Genomic DNA, 22,154 nt, shown 5'->3' on the forward strand with positions numbered 1-22,154 from the left:
CCCAGTACCTGAGCAATCCCCTTTGTCAAAGTTGTTTTGCCCGCAGCACTATCACCAACAATGCCGAGTATGATTGGACGGCTCATTAATTACCCCCAAAAGAATTCAGAAAGTGGAGTTTTGAATTGTATCTTAGTTTACTTTTTTTATAAAAAAATAAACATACCTCGATACAGGTAAAACAGGTTGTCAAGCTCTACCTGTTACTAAAATTATCGATGAAATCACGTTAAATCAAGCTTTTTTAGCTAATTGCGGTATTTGTATATTTTTCTTGCTATAAATATGAAGATTTACTAAGGAACTTACGGAAAATAAAATATCTCAACCATCGATTTATCTCAGGACTTACGCACTGTACAAAAGAGCTATGTTGTGTATCAACGTAAATACGTTGTTTCAGGCTTTTCTAAATTACCCTTTCTTGGTTGCGTTAAGCTTGGTGGGAAGCCGAAAAATCAAGGTCAAAGCAGTGAAAACCATACCCCCTCCGCATGATTTTTCTGTCAATGCGTAAGTTATGTATCTATCAATCGTATTATTTGCAGGATGGGGAGATGCCATCAGAGATGTTAATTTTGTTAGATGTAGTACAAAAAATCTTCTTCTTGATTGTATGTTACAACTCACTCAAATATAGAAAGGGCAAACAACCGTGGGTTCCCCTACTAATTTTATAACCCATCTCCGAGAAACCAGGTTTTTGCCAACAAACGAAAAAATAACCCAGTTTCTAAGAAATTGGGTTTATTCGTGTCGAAAAACACTCCAAAAATATCTTAAGTGTAATTATTACTTAAATACTCCAAAGCCTCATTCTTTGAATTGAAGCTACCAATTACACGCAGAGCTTCATTATTAGGATAAGCTTGACTCTTCCAAACCTTCAAGTAGTAGCCAGTAGTATCTGATGTGTTCCATACCTCATATTGATATCCACCACTGAAACCCTTCTTTACTAAGGATTCCTCAGATATTTTGATTGGGGAATCTAGTAAGTTAAATGCTGCTAAAAAAGAGACTGCCATAGCTATTTTAGATTATTCTACTATAAAAGATTTTACTACTTTTGTGATAACTTATGTGGAAATAAAAAATATAAAGATAGTTTATTTTTGAGATGAAATTGCCTTATATTTTTGCAACTTCAGATAGTTAATATTTGGATATTTACACTGTTGTCTAATTACAAAAACTGTAATATGTGAGTATTAAATAACTAGGGTTCTAAATTTAGAATGCAAAAATTTATTTTTCCATGTTTAGCCTATACGTATAAATATCATGGTGAAAAATTTTTATGCAAACAGTAGAGACGTTATATAGCAAGTTTTCGCCCAAGCGATAAGCACTATATGTAACGTCTCAGTAGTGTGATTAATTTTATGTTTACACTGAGAAAAAAGAGTGAAAATACTCTGTACTAATTTGGTTTATTTGTGCAACCAAAATTGGTGAGCAGTCTCACACAACGCTTGATTTATAGGGATTGTAGATAAATATCGATATTTCGCTACTCAATTGCTACTCAAATCTTACTATTTGGAACTAGAACAACCTATCTGGGTATTGACCGTGAAGTGCGATCGCGCTACTCAATTATTCTACTTTCCTGGCAATACTTATCTATATGAGGTATAAAAGAAATCTTAACTTCTTTTTGCCATGAACGTTATCAACGTAAACAAAGCTATCGCAGTAGATATAACCACGAGCAACCAAGATAATCGAATAATATTATTCGATAATACATTACCATCAAATATTCCTAATACTAATATTATTTCGGTGAACGGATTTTTAAAAAATCTAAAAGCTTTCTCAGAAATTAATAGTTTAGCTACTGCCCCACTTCCTGCTATCACCCTAGAAGATACGGATCAAGATAGATTAATTAAAATAATGAATATTGAGTGGGGGAATCCCCGCATTCAACTGGATTTAGAATTTAGTAGCAATGGAATAAATTTTATAAAAGTAGGCGCAATATCTTTGATTAGTCAACAAGGATATCCATATCGAAATTATTCTTTGTTAGATTTTTACACGGATGGTCTGGCTGCTGAAATTGGTACAAATGGGAAGGTAGCTTGCAGCATTAAAGATGTTGGACATGGCAAGCTGACTAGTGCCGATACTTTAACCATTTATGGAAGTGTCACGCAAGAGGTTGTTATAGATGATTTATTGACAAATAACGTAGCAATTCCCGCTACTAAAAACTTATTAGCTGCTACTAATACTTTAATTAGTGATGCCAGTAATAAGACTGGATTGACCATTTTTAACGGAAGCGATGAGGCAGTATTTATTGGATATACCGCAACAACCAATAATACTGACTATTCAATTCGACTCTCTTCTGGAAAGGGGTATGAATTTCCTGTCCCCGTCTATAGTGGGGATATTTATGCCTATTCTGTAAATGCATCCACAATTCAAGTTACTGAATTTAGGAGCGTCTAGCTATGCCTTTCTTGGATGATTCTGCAATTATTAGCAGTAACTCAAATATAATTACTAGCCAAGTTATGCCTACATCCCCAACAATTGGAGATGCCTGGAATGAACTCGACAGCGAAAATAATTTAATTCAGAAATGGAATTATTTAAGCAGAAATAATAATAATGCATGGATGGGAGAAGTTCAAGATTTCCCATTTCCTGATGTGTCTATGTCTCAGAGTCAAATCTATCAATTAAATTGGAGATTTAATTATTTTATTAAATCTTTTTATGGCTCTTATTATTCAAATTCCGCGATGCCATCAAACGGCATTTTAACTAGAAGATTAATGTTTGGGAATAGGAGTAATCTTGTTAGCTCAAATCTTATTGCCACTATTGCTTTTGCCGGGAAGTCTGCCACAATTAACGATACCATCAGAACTACGGTTAACACTTTGGTAACAACCGCAGAAATAAATAATGAAATAACCCCAACCAAAATCAATCTACTAGGAAATTACCCGGCATCCTCTGGTTCTTTTACTGTCTCTATCAATAGTTATTTTGTTACCTCTGGCTTTTCTTATCAGTTAGTTAGAAAATGAGCAAGCAAAAACCTTATTACTATTCTAATAATCTAGATGACTTCAAAATGCCTTATTCAATCTATGGGGTAAATGATTATGAAAATATGAAAGCAAAATATCTAAAATTAAATAACAACCCATTGCGAATTACTGGCAAACGATTTATTTTTAATCAATGGTAAAAACTGTATCTCCAAAAGGTAATAATTTATTTAAGATAGAAGTACCACTAATCCTTATTGATAGTGGAGAGCTACCCGGCTCAATTAAGACCGAGCTAACCGATAAGCCAGCCGAATTATCAGTTACCACCTACCAAGATGAATGTGATAGTTATTTTGATGTAAATACCTCGTACTGGTATATCAAGTTTCCTCGACTGCGGTACTACACAAGGAGTAACAATTGTAAGCCACCTAGTAATCCATCGCCTAAACCGCCTCTATTCCCTACACCTCCGGTGATCGAGTCAACTTGCAACATAAATGGGTTAGCACTTGCCTATGAGAAGTACTATGTAAATAGTGAGGACGGCAGATATCACCGGAATATCAGTAACCCAAACTGTCTCAACTATCAAGAGCTTAAAATTCACATTACACAGTTTGATTACAGTACCACAGTTACCCCGCTAGGCAGGTACAACAATAGAGACTATTACTATTTAGCTACTTGGATATGCGAAGTTGATTATAGATTTAATTCCCACTGGGCAAGTAGCTATTCTTTAGCTGGAACACCAGGAAATTCATGGGAAGATTTTATAGATTTTTATTCACAAGAAGGATGGGATATTCCTAGTGATTATGAATCAAATGGTAGAGCTATGTTCACTTTTAAAAAATCGATCAAAGTGACGAGCTATTACGACTCAAACAGGAACCCAACACACGTATTAGATGAGGAAAAGTATAGGGGGTTCCTTAAGAATTTCCCCGGCGTTCAGTTTATGGATACAAACCGTTACAGTGATTTGGTTTCCAATATTTATATACCAACCGATCGGAGTCAGTCTCTATCTTCTTATACTTATTATGAACCCAGGGAAGACTTGACGATAGATAGTGTCTTTGGTAATAGAAGTTTTACCCTTGTTAATACAGAATATGATTCGTTTTATGGTCGATACGTTTACAGCTACACAAGTACATACCGATTCGTAAATTTTGCAATTGCTGGGTTTATCTGCATTAAAGGGATTTTTCCCCCTCCAGTGCCCGAAAAATTACCACCACCACCACCTAAACCTATGAGTTGCTGTCCAAATGTTCGCGAGAACGACGCGCTTTTAAAGCTAATTGCTAAGAGAATTGGAGTGTATGACTATCCCGTAAGCGTTCCCAAAATTATCACAGATGAATCTCAAGGGAATATTTCTCTTGAGAATCTAACTAGATTTACTTCTTATTTAGCAAAGCAATTGGATGCCGTATCTGGCAATTATCCAATTGAAATAGAAATCGCTGATTCAGATTTGACACAAGAAGGCAACCAAAAACAAACTATAAAAATTCCAAACGCCGCAGAAGGAATTGCGGAAGCATTAGGACAATTGCTAGTAATTAGAAGCGAGACTAACGCAATTTTAAATGCAACTATTCGAGCCTTAGTTGATATTGCAAGTACAAAACAAGCAACTTTAATTACCCATGATTACGCTAGAGCTAACAGCGAGTTTTTAGGTTATAAAGGCAAGCAAGTAATGCGTAAAGTGCCTTTTGCGATTGACGTTGGAAAGGAACGATTAGATGAACTGTTGCAAGAATCAGAGATTGAAATCAAAGGATTTGAGAATGATGACAAAGACGACATCAAAGACCTTTTGATTCCTTTAATGGATATGGCTGCAATGTACCGTACTCAGAATTTTAGAAACTTGGGTAAGGATACTTTAGGCGCTTTAAGGGAACTCCTAAACAGAAATTCTCAAACGGGGGAAGTACTCAACAATGACAAAATCAAGAAACCAGACATTGACCCTAACAAACAAGAAAATCGCTTTGATAGTTTTATAGAGAATGCCGAGACTGGATTTATTAATAAAGCGGGAATTACTGACAATGCAAATCCTTATGGAAGACCTTATGAGGAACGCCCAAAAATTCGTGAAATTGGTGATAGTACGGGGTCAACATAATGGGCGCTGCTGATATAGTAGTTCAAGCATTGGAATCAAAGATAGTTCGTCAAAAAATTGGCGATTACGGTAAACGAGTCCTCAAAGTTAAATTTGAAGACCGCCGAACTTTGACAGGGAACGAGCAAGAAGGGAACGGGGCTCTGGCTCTGGATTGGATATGGAACCAAGGTGAGAGATTAATCGGCTTTCTTCTAGAGAAAGGAGCCGAATTAATAAAATTTACTTTTGTGACTCTATGGGGATTATTTGTTAGCACTACTCAATTTATTTGGAATTTTGATTGGAATGCAAGTGACGCAACTTTAGAGCAACAGATTAACGCTAAGTGGGACGCTTTAGGGGGAATGTTAGGAGGTACTGCGGGTAATTTGTTTGGATGGATTGGTTGCGGTTTGGTTCCAGGTGCTTTGATGCTTGCTGTCAATGAACCTTTGGCAGCTTACATCATCCAAAATGTCCTAGAAGAAATGGGAGAAGAAGTATTAGCTAATTTGGCACAATTAACTAATTATATGCTGCAAAGTACCTTGCAAAATCTCATTGTTTATTCATATATAAATGCTAGGAAAATAATTAAAGCCAACGTTGGCTGGGTATCTTTACTTTTTGGAGATAAACTTGGACAAGCGGCTTTAGCTTGGGGTAATGAGAACAGTAAACCGTGGTCGTTCGCATCAGCAACTGAACAGTTTACCGAGTCACTCCCACTCGGTGGTTTACAGAATTTTGTAGAAGAGTTTGCAGAGGAAGCATGGGACGGGTGCGTTGAGGCTGGCTATGTCGTAGCCAACTCGATCGATAGTTTCTTTGCAATGGAAAAACTGAAGCAGCAGAAAGTACCGGAACTTGGAAAAACTAAATATTTAGAAGTAACACCCAATCGCGAGAACAAAGAACAGCGCATTATCTTGGCGGGACCTCAAGAACTTGTTAAGCAACAGGTAATTGCAACACTTGCTGATTATCAGTTAATGGCTGATAAGGATGTGGGAGTTGTTTATAATTTTGAACCAGAAAAGGCATTAAATCGTACATACAAACCTCATATTATTTTATACTTCCGAGAATCCAAAGAGGATTTTTTAGCGAGAAGGAAATTAGATAAAAAAGCTTGGAGAGGTGAGGGGCGTATTAGTTTTAGGCTAATGGATAAGTCTACAGAGACTATAACACTGGACTATGTAACTCAATTAGCAAATAAAATTAAAGCTAAATTTGGGAATCCTCCTTTGCAATGGAACAAGGGAAAATTGCTATATTCGTACTCAGATTGGGAGAAGGGATATCAACTTAAGCTATTAGTCAATAGTGAATCCGAAGCCTTGAGGATGATTGAGCAAATCCTTGATTTGCAATCACACTCAGTCGATAGAGAAAAAATTCAACAATCTAGAAACTTATTGCCAGAAAAAGCGTATGACGAAACACCTAAAAAGAAGACTGTACTAGGGAAACCGATAGAACCACCAGTAAAGCGAAAAGAAGTAAAAATAAAATTTATTTATTCTCAACTATTTTTAGATGGAAACTTGCATCCTGTGACTTTGTACGATAGAAGCAAAAGATTTAAGGACGCTATTGTCCGTGATAACACTTAAAGTTTGTAATAATATACATTCTAGTAATTCGCTGTAAAAGAAATCGGAAACCTTAAGGTTTCCGATAATCTTTAAGAGATGAAATGGCTTTGTTGTAGGCGTTCTAGGATATTGACAATTAAAAAAAACAAAGCGAGACTAAGTATATCAAGGCTGTGATAGCCAACAATTACTCAGTATAATTACTAGGAATGATGGATTTAACATTTGCAGAGATTTTGGCTCAAATCCCCAGTGATGATCCGATGAATGCATGGTGGGCGGCTGCAGCAGTGCTACCATCTGACACTACCGTAAGCGAATTTTTTGCAAAGACTTTGAAAGCGGCTTCAGATGCACAACGGGTTAAAAACGTTGGTGTAGCAGTTGGATCGAGGGTTGATGGATATCCAGCACCTACCAACGGCGCGGTAACCGTCGACGCAACTACTGGACTACAAAGCTTTATCACTACATACTCGGTACGTAGCCGGGTAGCTGTAACCCTCGACGTGGCTATTTCCCCGCTCGCTTAATCTGACGTTCGTGGCGTGAGTACCACGTCAATAATTTTTAACCCTTATTCTTAAATATGGCAGATAAACCATTGGGGAAGATGTACTTCCCCATCCTCCGAAAAACTCCTGGCGATGCAGGTAGGGTAAATCCCGATCCGTTTGGGTTTTTCTCTTGTAGATTAAATGTTGCTCGATTTTTGGACATTGATAATCTCGACCTCAACTTAATCATCAGTAGAGAGCGAAAAGCTCATACAAGGTCTTTAACGCTTGCCGATGGCACTGTATTAAAACAAAGTGCCGAAAATGCAGGTGGTCAAGTTGCGTCTTCTTTGTTTACGCTTGCAATTGGATCAAGAGGAAGTCGATCGGTAATTTTAAAAACCGGAAAAAAGACACCTAACATTAGTGGTTTAATTTATCACACCTTGACATTCCGCTTTCCTTCTTGGGCAACTATTTGGACTATCGCAGATGCTTTAGGGGAACTTATCCCCTTGACAAAAATCAAAGCCGATCCAACAGCTACGGATATTTTCCCATTTTTTACTGTGAAGGGTGGACGCAAATACCCCATCATGGCTAAAACAGACGCAGAAGGTAACACCGATGCTTCCGTGCCAAACACCTCGGCAGAAGCGCAATCACTGCTCACTCAATCAGAGAAAAAAGGAACAGCTAAGAAAGGCGCTTAAATTATTTAAAATACCAAACTGGCTCTATATTGCGATACTTGCACTATTCGTAATCCCAGGTTTGATATTTTTTTTAATCATCGGCTTGCTAATTGGATAAATGCTAGATACCTCACTATGGCAAGTTCAATGGCAAGGGAACTTTCAAGCTGCTACAAACGGCAACGTTTACGTTCCCATTCCGCCAATAGATGTCCCGATCGCATTCGAGAAACCTCTAGTTGCGATATCCACCAGTAGTTTTAATGCGTTACCCAAGTGGGTTACTGGTGGTTGGGTATCTCAAAAAATATATACAGGGTTGACGGTTACGGGTGTTGGGGACGCGATCGCAACAAACCAGCGAGTATTTTTAAACAAGCTAAGTCTTTTTAAATTTCCTATGGATTTAGCTAGTACATACGAGCTTACTTATAATTTCCCTAGATGGATATTTGACCTGTCGATCGCAATTTGGGAATATCAAGGGGATATAGGCGAAGTCGATAATATAGCTGGAACGCTACAACGACTAGAAGAAAAAGTTGATGATATTGCCACATTTGGAGGATATTAATGCTCCTAGCTTGGCGAACAATTGGAAATATCCAATTATCGGAGCAATGGCAGTTAACTAATATATCTACGGGGAATCTTTACCGAATTACCCATACTATTGACGGGAAGCCTTCAGGGACTCTTAGGGCTGCCATTGGTCAAGAAGTGGAATCAATTATTTTTGACCGTCGCTTAATCGGTTACAGGTCAGGAGTTTTAGAAGGACAACTTTTTAATATTCCTGATGGAATACCGAGTAGAAGGATAGCCATACAGCGACTTGATTCCTTGCCTGTCAATTGGACTGTAAAAATTGAGGAGTTGATCGACTTGGCGACAGAACTACCCTTATCGATTGATGATATTGAAGACTTAAGGATTGAACTTAATGCGAAAGCAGCCGCTAGCGATGTAGCTGCTTTGAGCGCAACTACTGCTACTGCGTTATCGGGGAAATCTCCAGCTATCCATCAACACGAGATTGCAGATATTAATGGACTTGCGATCGCACTTGATGAAAAAGTAGAATCGACTGATTTAGCAGCGTCCGAACAGTTGATACTTGCCCAAGTTGCCCAAAAATCCTCTATTGGTCATAGTCATGCAATTGCGGATACTACGGGGCTGCAAGCCAGTTTAGATGCAAAAGCTGACAAAACCGAATTACCCAAACTTTCCACAACACCCCCAAGTAATCCCACCGCAGGGACTATTTGGAGCGAATTGCTTTCAAGCAATAGGGTAGAAACTTGGATATATATAAATAGTAAATGGCAGACACTATCTACATATAGATTTGATTTTCCGAGCAAAGATTCGTTTGGTAATGGGTTCTATTCGTTATTCCTCCCTCTTGACCACCGATACGATTACCTGTTTATCGAGCTTTCTACCTATTGCGATTACAACGGTAGCTCACCTATCAATGGCACTACTGATTTTTTCAATGTGGTCATTTGGGTGACATCCGACGCAACTGTAAATGTAGTTGCCGACACCGGGGCATTGCCGAATTCCGAACTAAAAAAAGTCGTGACAATCAATACAATTTTCTCACCTACCGATAAAGAATTTCTAGAACACCGAGTCTTGAAAACCGGGAGCGCACCGGGTGTCAGAATTGCTTCATTCCTGACATATCGATTAATTCGCAAATAACTTAGGTAGTCCCAGTCGCAAGGCTTGCATCTACTATCAGGTACAAATTAGTTGGGCGTTAATATCAAAGCCGATTCATGGGAGTAAATCGGCTTTGATTAGTAAGTAATCCACAGCAATTAAATCATGAATCAAAGAATAAGTGTAGGCGCAATTATAGCCACTATAAGCTTGCTGTCCAATTTGGGAGCTGGTCTTATTAATGGTAGCTATAAAACCGGAACTCAAGTAGCTAAAATCGAAAATAAACTTGAAAATCTATCTCAAGACTTAAAACGTCGTGATGAGTTTCTAAATTATCGAATTGACCAATTGAAGGCAGAAATCGACAAAAAAGGGGGGCGAAAATGAAGATTGCGATCGACATTGGACATAATTGCCCGCCCAAAGATACGGGTGCATCTAAATTTAAGAACGAATGCGAGATGAATAAAGCTATCGGGGAACACCTCATAGCCTTGTTAGTAAAAGCGGGTGTAGATGTAATTGACTGCCGTCCAGCTAGGGCAGAAAGTGTCAAAGTAAGCTTATGGAAGCGAACAAACGCGGCTAATACGCAAGGTGCTGATTTTTATGTATCAATCCATCACAATGCTGGTGGTGGTCAAGGAAGTGAGGTTTACGCGGTAAGCCGCGAGGGCAAAACTGTAGCTAAAGCTGTCCTGAATAAACTTATTTCCCTTGGGTTCAAGGATAGAGGAGTCAAGCAAGCTAACTTTTCCGTGCTGATAAACTCCTTTATGCCTGCAATCCTGATAGAATGCTGCTTTGTTGATTCTCAAACCGATTGTGATTTATGGGATAGCTTAGGTGCAAAAACTATGGCTGAAGCTATTTTTAAGGGATTGCAAGAGTCTTTGGAATTTTGATGCTAGGTAACTAGATATAGCGATCGCAATATTCAACTTATGCGATCGCACTTCTTCCTTACCCTCGAACTGAAAAAAATACAGCCGATGTAGCACTTGAACCGTCACCTTTGACGAAACCTATACCAGATAACGATTCCGAACCGTCACCTGAACCGTCACCTGAACCGTCACCCTAATATTTTTTTTCTTAATCCGTACCTCCATTAATGGTGATAGTGTAATTAGTTACTAGCAAAATACTATAATTACAGATCGCACTTTTTAAATTTTCCAGAGTTGACTTAACGCACCTGATGCTGCACCTCCCTTCGGTGCAGCTTTTCTTATGCCAAAATTTTGACTACAGCGCTTGAAACCTTTGTGCAGAGAGGTTTTTGGCGGTATATAGGCAATTTTTAGCGAAAAAAATCAGTAGATGGTGTAGACCGGGTATACCACTAGTAAACTACCCGTCTACTGTTTATCAACACTAAAAAAACCGCTAGTAAGTTGCATTTTACTGGCGGTTTGTTTTGACAATTAAGATTGTAGACAAGTGTAGCCTTACTGTAGGGGCTTCCAGCCTAGTTTGTCACTTTCCCCAACTACTTCCCCTAATCCCTTATCTGCCATTGACACAAAGACAATACGAATATCATCAGGGGAAGAGTTTTTAAATAATTTGCTAACTTGCTGCAAGTTTCTAGCCTTCAAAATTTGACCGGGGTTACGTTTTCCCCAGTCCAGGATGTAAGTTTCAAGTTCATTTAGTTGGGTGTCGGGTATTGGTTGTTGGGCACTGGTTAAGGGTAGCGAGGCGGTCGCGGGGGAATTTATGCCACTGCCCATTAATATCATCTCTGTTCGTGTTGGGAGTTGGCACGGAAGATTATCAACCATGCACCGACTCTCAATGTCGGCTTCCAACCACTTACCCAATTGTTTGTCTCCTATTTTTTTTGCCCGGTCAACTGCGAACTGTCCTAGACGAATTGCATGAAAACAGTTAACTAAGCTTCCTTTACGTTCAAATCCCCAGGCTCCTACACTGTCATATTGACTGAGTAGTATTTGCATAATTTCCGGTTTACGACCCCTACGAGCTATCCTTTGACACCATTCGTCAGCTAACCCGTCATAGTCGCCTTTTTCAGTAATTGCTTTATATACGCTGTTTACCTCGTCCTTGCAATCAGGATATTCCTCAACAATGCGAATATGAGTTTTGCCCTTGAAAATACTCCACCCATAATCATTATTGTCGCTAGTCGCTTCCTGGATTCTGTCAGCAAACAACTTTAAATCAGCCGTCATTGCTTTTGCGATCGCATTATAATTCTCACCCCTACCGACTACCTCAAAACCTTGCCAGTCTAATTTTGTTGCTTCCACATCGTAGATTTTCACTTCTGCGGTAAACAACTTAACCAAGGCTTTAGCTAGGACTGATTTACCCGTACCAGTTCCCCCAATTATCCGTCCATGCTTTTTTTGCAGCATTGAGGAAAGTTCATTGATATCTATCAGGTTGTCAGGTATCCACCCATCCATTGATTGATTGATGGTAACTGTGGAAGCAACTTGTACCAATGAGGAAACAACTTGCTTGAATCCGTATTGGGAAGCTTCCCCGATATCACCTATTTGCTGTTTTTTTGAGCGTTCGTAGTTTTTGGCGATAGTTCCCAACATTGCGATCGCACAACTTCCTCCCGCGAATTTTGGTTTATTTTTTAAGGGTGATGTTGCTGCTAACATTGACAAAAACAACGCTGTGCCACCCAACCCGAATACCACTGCTTTGGCTGCAAGGTAGTCTACAACAGCATCATAAACTTGTGAGGGGTGTAATTCCTTCATATTGCACCCCCAAGTATTGCACCTAGTACAACGATTGCGCCCCTACCCCAAACTAAGGCTTGCATCTCTGGAAACTGACGAATTAACCACGCTGCAACACTGATGAGAGCAATAACAGTGATAACGTAAGGCACAATCAACAGTTTGGCGATACCTTCTGCACTAAGCAATATTGAAGTTGCAAACATGGGCACGGATAGATGGACTATGGCGCTAAAAAATACGTCTTCCCAGTCTTTGGTATCAAATGTTAACCATTTTGTTACCCTCTGTTTGGTAATATCTTGTGACCTGATGGTTTGAGCGAGTGCGGGTGTTGGCGCTGCTGACACCTGTATAATCTCGTTATTGTTTTCCACTGTTGATACACTGCATAGGTTTTGTGGTAATCTCGACTGCACCGCGAACGGTAATTGCGGCTAATGGCATTAGCAATAAAAGGATGACTAAAGCTCCCATTGCTTCCCCTAGTGCGTTTTTAAAGCTATTTGGCGGTTCATTCATGAATAAAAAGCCCCTTTGTAGGGGCTATGTGTAGAACTAGAGAGAAAAGTTAGTTTTTCCCGTCGGTAACTATTTGAGCTACTTGGGCACAAATTTCTATATCAATAGGAGTTCTGCCCAAGCTTTGATCTGAAATATCATCACTGGCTACTATTCGGGCTGCTGCATCCGCTAAATATTCAGGGACCGACTCTTCAACTAGTACCTGGAAAGCTACTTGATAAAATTCTTGATTAACCTCGCTCATTTTTACCTCCTTTAGCTGCATCAATAACTGTGTCGCGCTGTTCGGGGGTGAGATTGGCGTTCCCGTTGCAAGGGATTACCTCTAAATGAGTTCCCAATCTGTATAGTGCGTCGTCTTTTTCTTCTTGGGAACTAGCCTTTTCGTAAAACTGAATTTGTTTTTCTGCGTACTTGTCTGTCATGATGGATTTACCTTCTATTTCGTGGAAGTTAGAACCGGGTGGGAGTGTTATTCCTTCCCGGTTTGATTATTTCTTGTTTCTACTGTTGGGTGAGCGGATAGAGAGATACGATAACAGCGACCGCTCCCACATGGATATGCTTTCCCGTCGTGTAAGGACGTGGCTTTGCTGCAAGAAACCCTAATCATTGGGAATGAGCCATCCTGGTTAAGGGAAAATATTTCGTTGTTTTCAAGGTTAGAGAAGTCGGTTGGTACGTCACTAACAAGGGCTGTATACTGCACCTTCCTCATGTCAGCAGCACTGCCAAAGGTGGTTAAAGGGGGTAAGTTACGCTTGTTTCTTGGCGGTTTACCCTTGTCTTTGGTGGTGTTTGATGCTGATATACCGTTGGTATGCGCGGTTGTTTCACTCATTATTGATGGTTCGTTCCGTCATTGTTTTGAGTATCCAAAGGCGATGTGGTTTGCACTTCGGTTCCTGTGATTGCCTCGGTGACAGCGTTTAAGAGATTAGCAAGGCTATCTTCATTGCCTTGTTCGAGGACAATCGGCTCAATTCCTAAGTCGCGAAAATATTCAATTGCTTCATCGATGTTTTCTGGACTGGTCATTATCCTTTTCCTTGGTAAAGTTTTATGTTTGAAAGCGCGATCGCAATAACCCACAGGTGAGACGTATCTCTAGCAATTGCACTTTTTATTTTGGTAACAGCCATGCGATCGCACAGCTGTTTGTTTCGTTTTCGGGCTAAATCAACACATCTAGCCTTGAGACTCAGTGAGAATCCCTAATAGTTGGGGTAACTCATCAAAGCTTTTCCCTACGACTTTGCAGTAATCAGCCCATTCAGCACGGGTCATTTTAGGTTCTTCACCTCCTGCCTCCCAACGTCTAATAGTCGAAACCGCTTTTTTAAGGTTGTAGGCAAGCTGCTCTTGAGTAAGACCTGCTTCTTCTCGCAGTTCCTTAAACACTGAATATCTCCGAGGTTGATTTATTTGCTCTTTTTGCATACTATCATATTGAGCGCTCAAAACAAGCGCCTTTAAAGGGCGCTTTTTGAGACCGCTTGCTAAAGTGGATTGGGCGGAACCGTTTTCTAGACTTTCCGCCCTCTTCTAATAATCCAACCAAATTGACCGCTCATTTTGAAGCGAAAACCTACGGAAGTACGAATACACGTAGCGAGTGAGTACCTTTATGGGCACAAAAAAACCGCCATTGCAGTGGCGGCGCTACTTATTAAGGAGGTTTACTACTCAATATTTAAGTTTTCCCTCAAATCGTCCAACGGGGAAGCGGGTAACAAGCTTTGTTTGACCGTTGTTACTTGTACCTCTATCTCATCCTTCTCGTCTGGGATAAATTCTAAGCGAAATCGTATTTTCCCTTTTCTCCATCCACTTCCATTAGCTCTTAACATCTTGCATCTCACTCCCTCATCCGAAAAATAGAAGGATTCAACTTGAGGGAAGCCGTTGTAGAAAAACCTAGATTTAAGTCTTGCGAGTGCTTCTTCTACTTGAAAAGTGGGACTTGATGTAAGGCTTTTCCCTGCATCCATTGATATCACGTCGTTATCACGTAACTCCATTGCAAAACCGCACCTAACGCTACCCCCTTATACTTCCCGCAAACACCTAATCCCTAACACCCAATGGACAACGACCCTACAAGCAACTGGCTAAACCAAAGCACAACCCAACCCGAAATAGTAGAAGCGCAATACGAAATAACCCATTATCTAGAAGAAATAGGAGCATTATTTTTAGAAGACACTGACACCAGCGAATTAGATGCTACATGGATGGTCGCTATTTCTATCTGCAACCTGTATCATTTTATCCGTCGCAATCCCTCACAAATATTACCTCTAAAGACGGCATACTTTGAATTAAGGAGAGAGAAAGACACTAAGAAATTAGAGCGAATGTTTCAAATGCAACCAAGTAATTTAAATCAACGAAGTGAGATAAAACACCATGAAAAATAGACAAAAAAAAGCTAGTAATCTTCATTTACTAGCAAGTCAAAAAATCAATTATTTAATCAGTTCTTATTTACTGATTATCTCATATTTCTACCAATTAACATCAATCTCAGGAGTTGTTTAGCCATGATTTCAACAATTCAACCAATAAAAACTGAAATTGTGACCAAGCGTAACTCCTTTGAAAGTTTTGAATCCTTCAAAACTTTTGTTAGAGACATGTTTATCAATGGTAGCGGTATTGACCAGGTGCTTTTTAATGCTTGCATTGAATTTCATGAATCAAGGGAATATAGCGATGGTAACGACATCTCAACCCCAATACATGAAGAATTGGACTGGAAATTTACTAGGTTTGCACAACAAGCCGAAGATACTTTTTATGCAGCATTCTTCAAAAATGAAGACGGTACAACATGGCAAGCAATAGTAGGGATGTGGGATGAGGACAAAGAGCGTCCGTATAGATATTTAGCGCCCAAAAAACCTGAGAACGCTCCCAAAGGTTATGGAAATAGAGCTTATTTACCACCAATTCCCGAAGCAATTCGGAAGCGAATAGGTAGCAAGTATGGTATCGATGTGCCCCTAACTGGTAGCTTTTGGAAGTGGTTAGAGACCCAAGATAAATTGCCCAGAATCATCACGGAAGGAGGTAAGAAGGGTTTACTTGGTTTAACCGAGGGCTATATTGCGATCGCACTATTTGGATGTACTTGCGGTGTTATTTACGAGGACAGCAAAGGAAACAAAATTGCACCAAAACCAATACCAGATTTAAGTCGTTTTGCAATAGAGAATACTTGCTGGTTATTAGCGTTTGACCGTGATGAAAAAGAGTCAGCTAAAAATGCAGTTTCTTCTGGGAAAAAACGCTTAATGGGTGCATTGGGTAGGGATGCGAGGTGTTTCGTAGAAGATGTATTCTGGAAACCCGAACAAGGGAAGGGATGGGATGATCTAGTGATAAAAAGTGGAGATGGTGCATTTGACAATGCATATAGTCGAGCCATAATTCGACTCGAAAAACAATTTAAGGCTCAAGGTCTATCAATAATAGAGGACATTGAGACTGGTAAAAAACCACAGGCTGACCGCATCGCTCAAAGGATAGCAGAAGATTACCGTCACATGTTGAGGTTCAATAACGAGCTTAAGCAATGGTTTCGGTATGAAGCTGATTATCAAGGTATCTGGAGTCCTGAAACAGACGATTATGTAGAGTCTTTGATTTACCAAATTATTAAATCCGAGGGGATAGAAGGCTATAGTTCCAACTACATCTCCAGCACGACCCGACTACTCAGGCACGAACTAATTTCTCGGAAGTGGTTAGAAAGGAAAGACTTATTACCGTTTATTAACGGATGTTTAGACGTTAATACCGGGGAATTATTGCCCCATAATTCCAGCTATCACATAACCTGGCAGTTGCCTAGAGAGTATTCCCCCGAAATTGGAGAATGGAATGCGATCGACAATTTCCTAAATCATTTATCCAGCAATAACCCCAAAATCAAAAATATATTGCTTTGCTACTGTAATGCAGTAATCAAGGGTCGTAGCGATTTGCAGAAATTCCTTCACCTTATCGGCGTGGGGGGAAGTGGCAAGGGTTCATTCTCTCGCCTGGTTTTTAACTTGATTGGTGAACAAAACGTCCTCACCACCACCCTAGAGGACTGGTGTACAAACCAATTCGAGGGTGCGAACGCTTACGGCAAGCGGCTAGTACTGTTCCCTGATGAGGACAAACAAACAGGACGCTTGGGCAAATTCCTCAACCTCACTGGTGATGACCTGATACGAGCCGAGGAAAAGGGTAAAAAAGCCTTTCAGTATAGGTTTGGTGGCATGGTTTTGGTGCTATCGAATTTCCCAGTATTTACAGGCGATGGAGCTAATCGCATCAAACGACGAGCGATTACCGTCCCCTGCAACAACCCAGTAACCAACATCAACCTGCGGTTAGAAAAGGATTTTGAATCGGAACTCTCAGCATTTACCAATTACTTGGTGAGCATTCCCGACAAAGAAGTGACCGATACTTTAATGGGAATTGCCAAAGTTACCGAGTGTACCTTGGAATTTTGGGAGAACCGGACACAAGTCGATTCAATTGCAGCATGGCTAAACCAACACCTTATATATGATGTCTCAGCAGAAACAGCAGTTGGTTTCGATCGCAACGAGGGTGAGGACGGAACAGCAAATAATACTTTATTTGGTTCCTACAACAAGCACTGTCGATCGGTAGGAGACGCTGCAAAATCCCACAAGCGTTTTTCCCCCGAACTGATGGAACTTTGCAAAAGTGTCCTGGGCTGGGAAGTAGAAAAGCGCGTCACCAAGACCGGAAAATATATCCTTGGGCTAAGGTTAAGGCGTACTGGTGTCGATGATGACACACCGACCTATGACTACTTACTAATGGAAAAAATAAAAATTTCTAACAATATAGTAGTTGAACCGTCACCACCGCCGCAACCCATACAGTACAAGCATCCTGAACCGTCACCCTATCCGTCACCCGAACCGTCACCTTTTGAAAATTCTGATCGACACACCCAAAATGTCGATCAAACAGTAGGAACGGAAGCTAAAAGCGAGGGGCTAAATACTGAGTACGTCAGCGAACATACTCAAAATAAAAACACGGGTGACGGTTCAGGTGACGGTTCAGGTGACGGTTCAGAATCGTTACCCGGCATGGGTTTGACCGAAGGTGACGGTTCAAGTGCTACATCAACAGAACTTTTATCAGATCGAGTCTCGCATGGATTTACCACAATCAGATTTATATCCCCAATAGGACCAGTTATGGGGAAAGCCTCATTAGAGATTGATGGTTCATGGACATTTAGATTTGTAAGCGAGAAGGAAGAAACCGTATTTTCATCTGTAGTCAATCAAGCGGTTGATGCCGAGAAGGAATTGCGATCGCAGTTCAAAAAATGGGTTAAGACCTTGAGATTTAAAGTCAGCCATATCACTGTTGAGGGGTATGTAGAGACGGAAAATTGCCAGTGCGTAGAAATTAAATCTCACCATGTCCCATCGCGATCGAGTTTCACCTTCAAACTTCCAGGCGGCAAGAAAGTACAGGTATTCGGCATGAAAGATTTTGAGGTGATGCTATGTCAATAATCCACAACGAGTTAGGCATTGATGAATCAAAATGCCAAAATTGCGGCTCGACCGACTCATTTTTTGATCCAGAGAGTCACCACTGGATGTGTCGGGTTTGCGGCTGTTGTTGGATGTTCGATCGCGACGACCCCGACTATGACGAACCAGATGATGAATTAAGTCTTCTAGATACAGACGGGGTATGGAAACCTCTACGCGAACTAAAATGACCGATGACGACAAGTGGATAACTGTTGATAAGCGCTCTAAAAAGCTGGTTATCCGATTTCGAGTGCGAGGATATCAAAAGCAATTTTTTATAGCTTCTGGAATGAAGGATTCCCGGCGCAATCGCGAGATTGTTAGGCTTAAGCGTGATGCGATCGCAACAGATATTGTATTAGGTCGATTTGATGATTCTTTGGAGAGTTATCAGTTTACATCTAAAGTAAATATTCCTGAAATCGAAAAAACAACCGAAAAATATAAATATAATTTAGCGGAATTGTGGGATAGATTCACTCAGTACAAAACCTCGTTTGTAGAAAAAACTACTTTAGCCGTGAGATACCGTGCGGTCGAGCGTTACATTGAAAAGCTTCCAGATTGTAGTTTACAGAACGCAGTAGGCTGTAGAGACTGGATGATAAGCAACATAAGCTTGTATATGGCTTATGAAAACTTAGCTAGCTTTAAAAGTTGTTGTGATTGGGCTGTTGACAGCAAACTCATTCCGGATAATCCTTACGCTAAATTAACAATAAATAAGCCCAAGAAAAAATCGAGTGACGATTATCAAGCATTCACTATAGAACAGCGCGATACCATCATTAAAGCTTTTGAAATTAATCGGAAGCACTCATGCTATACACCATTAATTAAATTTTTATTTTGGACGGGATGCCGACTAGGGGAAGCTTTTGCACTGACCTGGAGTGATATTAATGAGGATTGTACAAAAATATTCATTAACAAGTCCTGCAATATGTTTGGGATAAAAAAAGGCACTAAAAACAATAAAAAAAGAATTTTCCCTACTCAGGAAAATTCTAAATTGCAATCCCTTTTACTAGAAATTAAACCAATTAATTATAAAAAAACAGATTTAATATTTCGCTCCAAAACAGGCGCAAAACTCAATAGTGACATAATCCAAAACTTTTGGAATGAGGCAACAGGCTCTAATGGGCACAAATATCCCGGTGTAGTTCGTGAATTAGTCACCCAAGAGAAGATACCCCAATACCTCAAGCCATACGCAACTAGGCACACTTTTATCACTTGGGCTATTACCTACGGAATTTCACCCGATAAGGTAGCGCTATGGGTAGGAGACGAGGTAACTACCATCCTTAAAAATTATTGCCATCCCAATGTAGTAGATGCCAGTTGTCCAGATTTTTGAGGCTACTCACTCGCTACTCAATGTTGTGCGATCGCTCTTTGCAATCAAGTTAGGGCAAGACATTTATTTGTGCAACCAAAATTGGTGAGCCGTATAAGCCATTGTAATTACCCCGGTACAAATAGCAGACTCATCAACTTCAAATAAAGGGTGATGTAAAGGATAGTTGTTAGCCTTATCTTTAAAACCGACACCAAGACGAAACATTGTACCAGGTGCATAGTCCAAATATACAGAAAAATCTTCCGCCCCTAGGGATGGTTCCGGTAAAACTTGGACGCGATCGCATCCCCAAGCTTCCTCGGCAGATGATTGCAACAACTGGGTCAAAGTATAATCATTTTGCACACTCGGTACACCTTGACGATAATTAACTTGATATTTCGCACCATAGGAATCGCAAACACTCGACACAATATTTTCAATCCACTGGGGTAAATTTGCACGGGTTTCTGGATGGAGCGATCGCACTGTTCCCCGTAACTCAACTTTATCTGCAATTATATTCGGTGCCCTTCCCCCATTAATTTGCCCAATACTCAATACCACTGGACGTAAAGGGTTCTGTGTTCGACTTATTGCCTGTTGTAAGGTGGTAATTACCTGGGAAGCAATCCAAATTGCATCTATCGCTTCGTGAGGTCTAGCGCCATGTCCCGACTCACCAATAATAATAATCTCTAAATCATCCGCAGCCGCAGTCAAAGCACCATAACGCAACCCCACCGTACCAGCTGCAATCGACGGGAACACATGCAACCCCAAAATTGCCGAAACCTCACTCATTGCCCCATCCTTGACCATCCAACTAGCTCCTTGGGCAATTTCCTCCGCAGGTTGAAACAAAAACCGCACTTTCCCCGGTAATTCGTCCTTCAACTCCGCTAAAATCATCGCTGTACCCAAACCTACAGTCGTGTGAATATCATGACCGCAAGCGTGCATTATTCCTTTTGTTTTAGAAGTAAAATCCAATCCGGTACGCTCTTCGATCGGCAAAGCATCCATATCAGCACGGATAGCTAAGATGCGATCGTCATTGCCACTGCCATGTAATTCTCCAATGACACCAGTTTTGCCCACACCTTCTTCCACGTGTAGACCATTCGACGACAAGACACCAGCAACAAAAGCAGCAGTTTGATATTCTTGACCACTTAGTTCGGGATGTGAATGCAGATGACGGCGAATTTCAATTAAGCGCGGTGCTAATTTTGCTGCTAAATCCTTAATATGGGTTAACATCGTTCAATTTTTTCTACATACTTTTTCTCCATGATAAATACAGGGAGTGGAAGTAGGGAGTGGGAATCTACGTGATGATTTTTTGTTATCCCAACGTATTGTAGGGGCGAACGGCTGTTCGCCCTAATTTTTTTGATTATTTCGCCCTAATTTATTCGATTATTTCGCCCTAATTTTTTTGATTATTTCGCCCTGATTTTTTTTGGAAGTCCCTTATTCCATATACATAGCGTTTCTCGTTTGGATGCAATACAAATCAGGGCAAACAACCGTTTCCCCCTACAGTATTCTCGATTATCAAATATATTTCACTAAACTGAGAACCTCTATAGTCAGGGCAAACAACCGTTTGCCCCTACCCTGGAGACGAATTATTTCTGCTGTTCTTGTGTTTCCTCAGTTCTTAATTCCGTCGCACAAACGCTACCACGAGCGTCATCAAGTTTAAATTTGTCGCATTCGCGTTTTTGAGGACGTTGCATTGACCAACCATAGGGTTTATCTGCTGTGACGACATTTGTAGGCATTGTGGTTAAGCGGAAAAATGCACCCCGAAAGTTTGTCATCATTGTATTTGCGCCTTTGAGATTTGTTGCTTCTAAATTGGCGCTCATTAAGCTGGCAAAGGTTAAATTTGCTCCTTCCAGTGATGCTGATTTCATCAATGCCCCTGTTAAGGAAGCAGCAGTCAGGTTTGCATTATTTAATACAGCACCCTCCAAGTTTGCACCAGTTAAGTCAGCACCCCTCAAGTCAGCCTGTGACAGGTTTGCACCCTTGAGGTTGGCATCCCGCAAGATGACTCTAGATAGACTTGCTCGGCTTAAATCAGCTCCACTCAAATCGCACCGAGGACAGCTACCTGTGGTTTTGAATTGTTCTAAATCTTGTTGATTCAAGGCTTTGGCGCTTTGAGCTAATCCTAAACAAGCAAACACTGTGAGAGTGGCAAAAATTCCTTGTTTCATATTTTTACAGCTATTACCTAAGTGCGTACAGACATACTTACATACATATACGACTTTTTTTAGAAATAATAGGAATAAAATGGATATAAAGAGTGCGCGAAGTAATGATAAA

At 40.3% G+C, this 22,154-nt stretch carries 26 protein-coding genes; 14 read left to right on the top strand and 12 right to left on the bottom strand.

Annotation, left to right across the window (positions count from 1 at the left end; all coding sequences use genetic code 11):
- Positions 1 to 779: 779 nt before the first annotated feature.
- Complete coding sequence (locus tag CK510_RS07750) at positions 780 to 1,028, bottom strand: hypothetical protein (protein ID WP_095721157.1); 249 nt, start codon at positions 1,026 to 1,028, stop codon at positions 780 to 782.
- Between the two features lie 637 nt (positions 1,029 to 1,665).
- On the opposite strand from CK510_RS07750, the gene CK510_RS07755 reads away from it, so the two are divergent.
- From CK510_RS07755 to CK510_RS07800, 10 genes are all read left to right on the top strand, one after another.
- Positions 1,666 to 2,466, top strand: a complete 801-nt coding sequence (locus CK510_RS07755) for a hypothetical protein (RefSeq protein WP_095721158.1) — start codon at positions 1,666 to 1,668, stop codon at positions 2,464 to 2,466.
- 2 nt (positions 2,467 to 2,468) lie between these two features.
- A complete protein-coding gene (locus CK510_RS07760) occupies positions 2,469 to 3,053 on the top strand; it encodes a hypothetical protein (protein WP_095721159.1) in 585 nt (194 codons plus the stop codon).
- A 157-nt stretch (positions 3,054 to 3,210) separates the two neighbouring features.
- Entirely contained in the window at positions 3,211 to 5,172 is a 1,962-nt protein-coding gene (locus tag CK510_RS07765; protein WP_095721160.1) for a hypothetical protein, read from the top strand.
- Positions 5,172 to 6,773, top strand: a complete 1,602-nt coding sequence (locus tag CK510_RS07770) for a hypothetical protein (RefSeq protein ID WP_095721161.1) — start codon at positions 5,172 to 5,174, stop codon at positions 6,771 to 6,773. The genes CK510_RS07765 and CK510_RS07770 overlap by 1 nt, the downstream gene beginning before the upstream one ends.
- A 272-nt stretch (positions 6,774 to 7,045) precedes the next feature.
- A complete protein-coding gene (locus tag CK510_RS07775) occupies positions 7,046 to 7,288 on the top strand; it encodes a hypothetical protein (RefSeq protein WP_143289243.1) in 243 nt (80 codons plus the stop codon).
- A 56-nt stretch (positions 7,289 to 7,344) separates the two neighbouring features.
- Positions 7,345 to 7,965, top strand: coding sequence for a hypothetical protein (locus CK510_RS07780; RefSeq protein WP_095721163.1), 621 nt, complete (start codon positions 7,345 to 7,347; stop codon positions 7,963 to 7,965).
- Positions 7,966 to 8,065: 100 nt separating this feature from the next.
- Positions 8,066 to 8,521 carry a hypothetical protein gene (locus CK510_RS07785; protein ID WP_095721164.1) on the top strand — a complete coding sequence of 152 codons (456 nt, stop codon included), beginning with the start codon at positions 8,066 to 8,068 and terminating at the stop codon, positions 8,519 to 8,521.
- Entirely contained in the window at positions 8,521 to 9,660 is a 1,140-nt protein-coding gene (locus CK510_RS07790; RefSeq protein ID WP_095721165.1) for a phage tail fiber repeat family protein, read from the top strand. The genes CK510_RS07785 and CK510_RS07790 overlap by 1 nt, the downstream gene beginning before the upstream one ends.
- A 126-nt stretch (positions 9,661 to 9,786) precedes the next feature.
- Positions 9,787 to 10,011 carry a hypothetical protein gene (locus CK510_RS07795; RefSeq protein WP_095721166.1) on the top strand — a complete coding sequence of 75 codons (225 nt, stop codon included), beginning with the start codon at positions 9,787 to 9,789 and terminating at the stop codon, positions 10,009 to 10,011.
- A complete protein-coding gene (locus CK510_RS07800) occupies positions 10,008 to 10,529 on the top strand; it encodes an N-acetylmuramoyl-L-alanine amidase (RefSeq protein ID WP_095721167.1) in 522 nt (173 codons plus the stop codon). The genes CK510_RS07795 and CK510_RS07800 overlap by 4 nt, the downstream gene beginning before the upstream one ends.
- A gap of 546 nt (positions 10,530 to 11,075) precedes the next feature.
- Here CK510_RS07800 and CK510_RS07805 read toward each other — a convergent pair.
- From CK510_RS07805 to CK510_RS07840, 9 genes are all read right to left on the bottom strand, one after another.
- Positions 11,076 to 12,371 (bottom strand): hypothetical protein, encoded by a 1,296-nt coding sequence (locus CK510_RS07805; RefSeq protein ID WP_095721168.1) that lies wholly within the window; start codon positions 12,369 to 12,371, stop codon positions 11,076 to 11,078.
- Positions 12,368 to 12,703: a hypothetical protein gene (locus CK510_RS07810; RefSeq protein WP_143289244.1), complete on the bottom strand. Its 336-nt coding sequence runs from the start codon at positions 12,701 to 12,703 to the stop codon at positions 12,368 to 12,370. Before CK510_RS07810 ends, CK510_RS07805 begins: the two co-directional genes overlap by 4 nt.
- A gap of 13 nt (positions 12,704 to 12,716) precedes the next feature.
- The gene (locus CK510_RS31590; protein WP_158224858.1) at positions 12,717 to 12,875 is read right to left on the bottom strand and encodes a hypothetical protein; all 159 of its coding nucleotides are present in this window, start codon (positions 12,873 to 12,875) and stop codon (positions 12,717 to 12,719) included.
- 49 nt (positions 12,876 to 12,924) lie between these two features.
- The gene (locus CK510_RS07815; RefSeq protein WP_095721170.1) at positions 12,925 to 13,122 is read right to left on the bottom strand and encodes a hypothetical protein; all 198 of its coding nucleotides are present in this window, start codon (positions 13,120 to 13,122) and stop codon (positions 12,925 to 12,927) included.
- On the bottom strand, positions 13,109 to 13,303 hold the full coding sequence (locus tag CK510_RS07820) for a hypothetical protein (RefSeq protein WP_095721171.1): 195 nt from the start codon (positions 13,301 to 13,303) through the stop codon (positions 13,109 to 13,111). Before CK510_RS07820 ends, CK510_RS07815 begins: the two co-directional genes overlap by 14 nt.
- A gap of 47 nt (positions 13,304 to 13,350) precedes the next feature.
- Positions 13,351 to 13,719: a hypothetical protein gene (locus tag CK510_RS07825; protein WP_095721172.1), complete on the bottom strand. Its 369-nt coding sequence runs from the start codon at positions 13,717 to 13,719 to the stop codon at positions 13,351 to 13,353.
- The gene (locus tag CK510_RS07830) at positions 13,719 to 13,916 is read right to left on the bottom strand and encodes a hypothetical protein (RefSeq protein ID WP_095721173.1); all 198 of its coding nucleotides are present in this window, start codon (positions 13,914 to 13,916) and stop codon (positions 13,719 to 13,721) included. The genes CK510_RS07825 and CK510_RS07830 overlap by 1 nt, the downstream gene beginning before the upstream one ends.
- A 150-nt stretch (positions 13,917 to 14,066) precedes the next feature.
- A complete protein-coding gene (locus tag CK510_RS07835) occupies positions 14,067 to 14,339 on the bottom strand; it encodes a helix-turn-helix transcriptional regulator (RefSeq protein WP_211293123.1) in 273 nt (90 codons plus the stop codon).
- A 221-nt stretch (positions 14,340 to 14,560) separates the two neighbouring features.
- Positions 14,561 to 14,899: a KGK domain-containing protein gene (locus CK510_RS07840; RefSeq protein WP_095721175.1), complete on the bottom strand. Its 339-nt coding sequence runs from the start codon at positions 14,897 to 14,899 to the stop codon at positions 14,561 to 14,563.
- A 63-nt stretch (positions 14,900 to 14,962) separates the two neighbouring features.
- On the opposite strand from CK510_RS07840, the gene CK510_RS07845 reads away from it, so the two are divergent.
- The 4 genes from CK510_RS07845 to CK510_RS07860 all read left to right on the top strand — a co-directional run bounded on the left by CK510_RS07845 (position 14,963) and on the right by CK510_RS07860 (position 19,829).
- Positions 14,963 to 15,298: a hypothetical protein gene (locus CK510_RS07845; protein WP_095721176.1), complete on the top strand. Its 336-nt coding sequence runs from the start codon at positions 14,963 to 14,965 to the stop codon at positions 15,296 to 15,298.
- A 123-nt stretch (positions 15,299 to 15,421) separates the two neighbouring features.
- The gene (locus CK510_RS07850) at positions 15,422 to 18,442 is read left to right on the top strand and encodes a DUF3854 domain-containing protein (protein WP_095721177.1); all 3,021 of its coding nucleotides are present in this window, start codon (positions 15,422 to 15,424) and stop codon (positions 18,440 to 18,442) included.
- Positions 18,433 to 18,654 carry a hypothetical protein gene (locus CK510_RS07855; protein ID WP_095721178.1) on the top strand — a complete coding sequence of 74 codons (222 nt, stop codon included), beginning with the start codon at positions 18,433 to 18,435 and terminating at the stop codon, positions 18,652 to 18,654. The genes CK510_RS07850 and CK510_RS07855 overlap by 10 nt, the downstream gene beginning before the upstream one ends.
- Positions 18,651 to 19,829, top strand: coding sequence for a tyrosine-type recombinase/integrase (locus CK510_RS07860; protein WP_095721179.1), 1,179 nt, complete (start codon positions 18,651 to 18,653; stop codon positions 19,827 to 19,829). The genes CK510_RS07855 and CK510_RS07860 overlap by 4 nt, the downstream gene beginning before the upstream one ends.
- A gap of 63 nt (positions 19,830 to 19,892) precedes the next feature.
- Here the strand turns inward: CK510_RS07860 and CK510_RS07865 are convergent, their stop codons facing one another.
- Positions 19,893 to 21,074 carry a M20 family metallopeptidase gene (locus CK510_RS07865; protein ID WP_095721180.1) on the bottom strand — a complete coding sequence of 394 codons (1,182 nt, stop codon included), beginning with the start codon at positions 21,072 to 21,074 and terminating at the stop codon, positions 19,893 to 19,895.
- Between the two features lie 371 nt (positions 21,075 to 21,445).
- Entirely contained in the window at positions 21,446 to 22,042 is a 597-nt protein-coding gene (locus CK510_RS07870; protein WP_095721181.1) for a pentapeptide repeat-containing protein, read from the bottom strand.
- Positions 22,043 to 22,154: the final 112 nt, after the last annotated feature.

Origin of the sequence: Brunnivagina elsteri CCALA 953 (assembly GCF_002289455.1) — a bacterium.
GTDB classification, from domain to species: domain Bacteria; phylum Cyanobacteriota; class Cyanobacteriia; order Cyanobacteriales; family Nostocaceae; genus Brunnivagina; species Brunnivagina elsteri.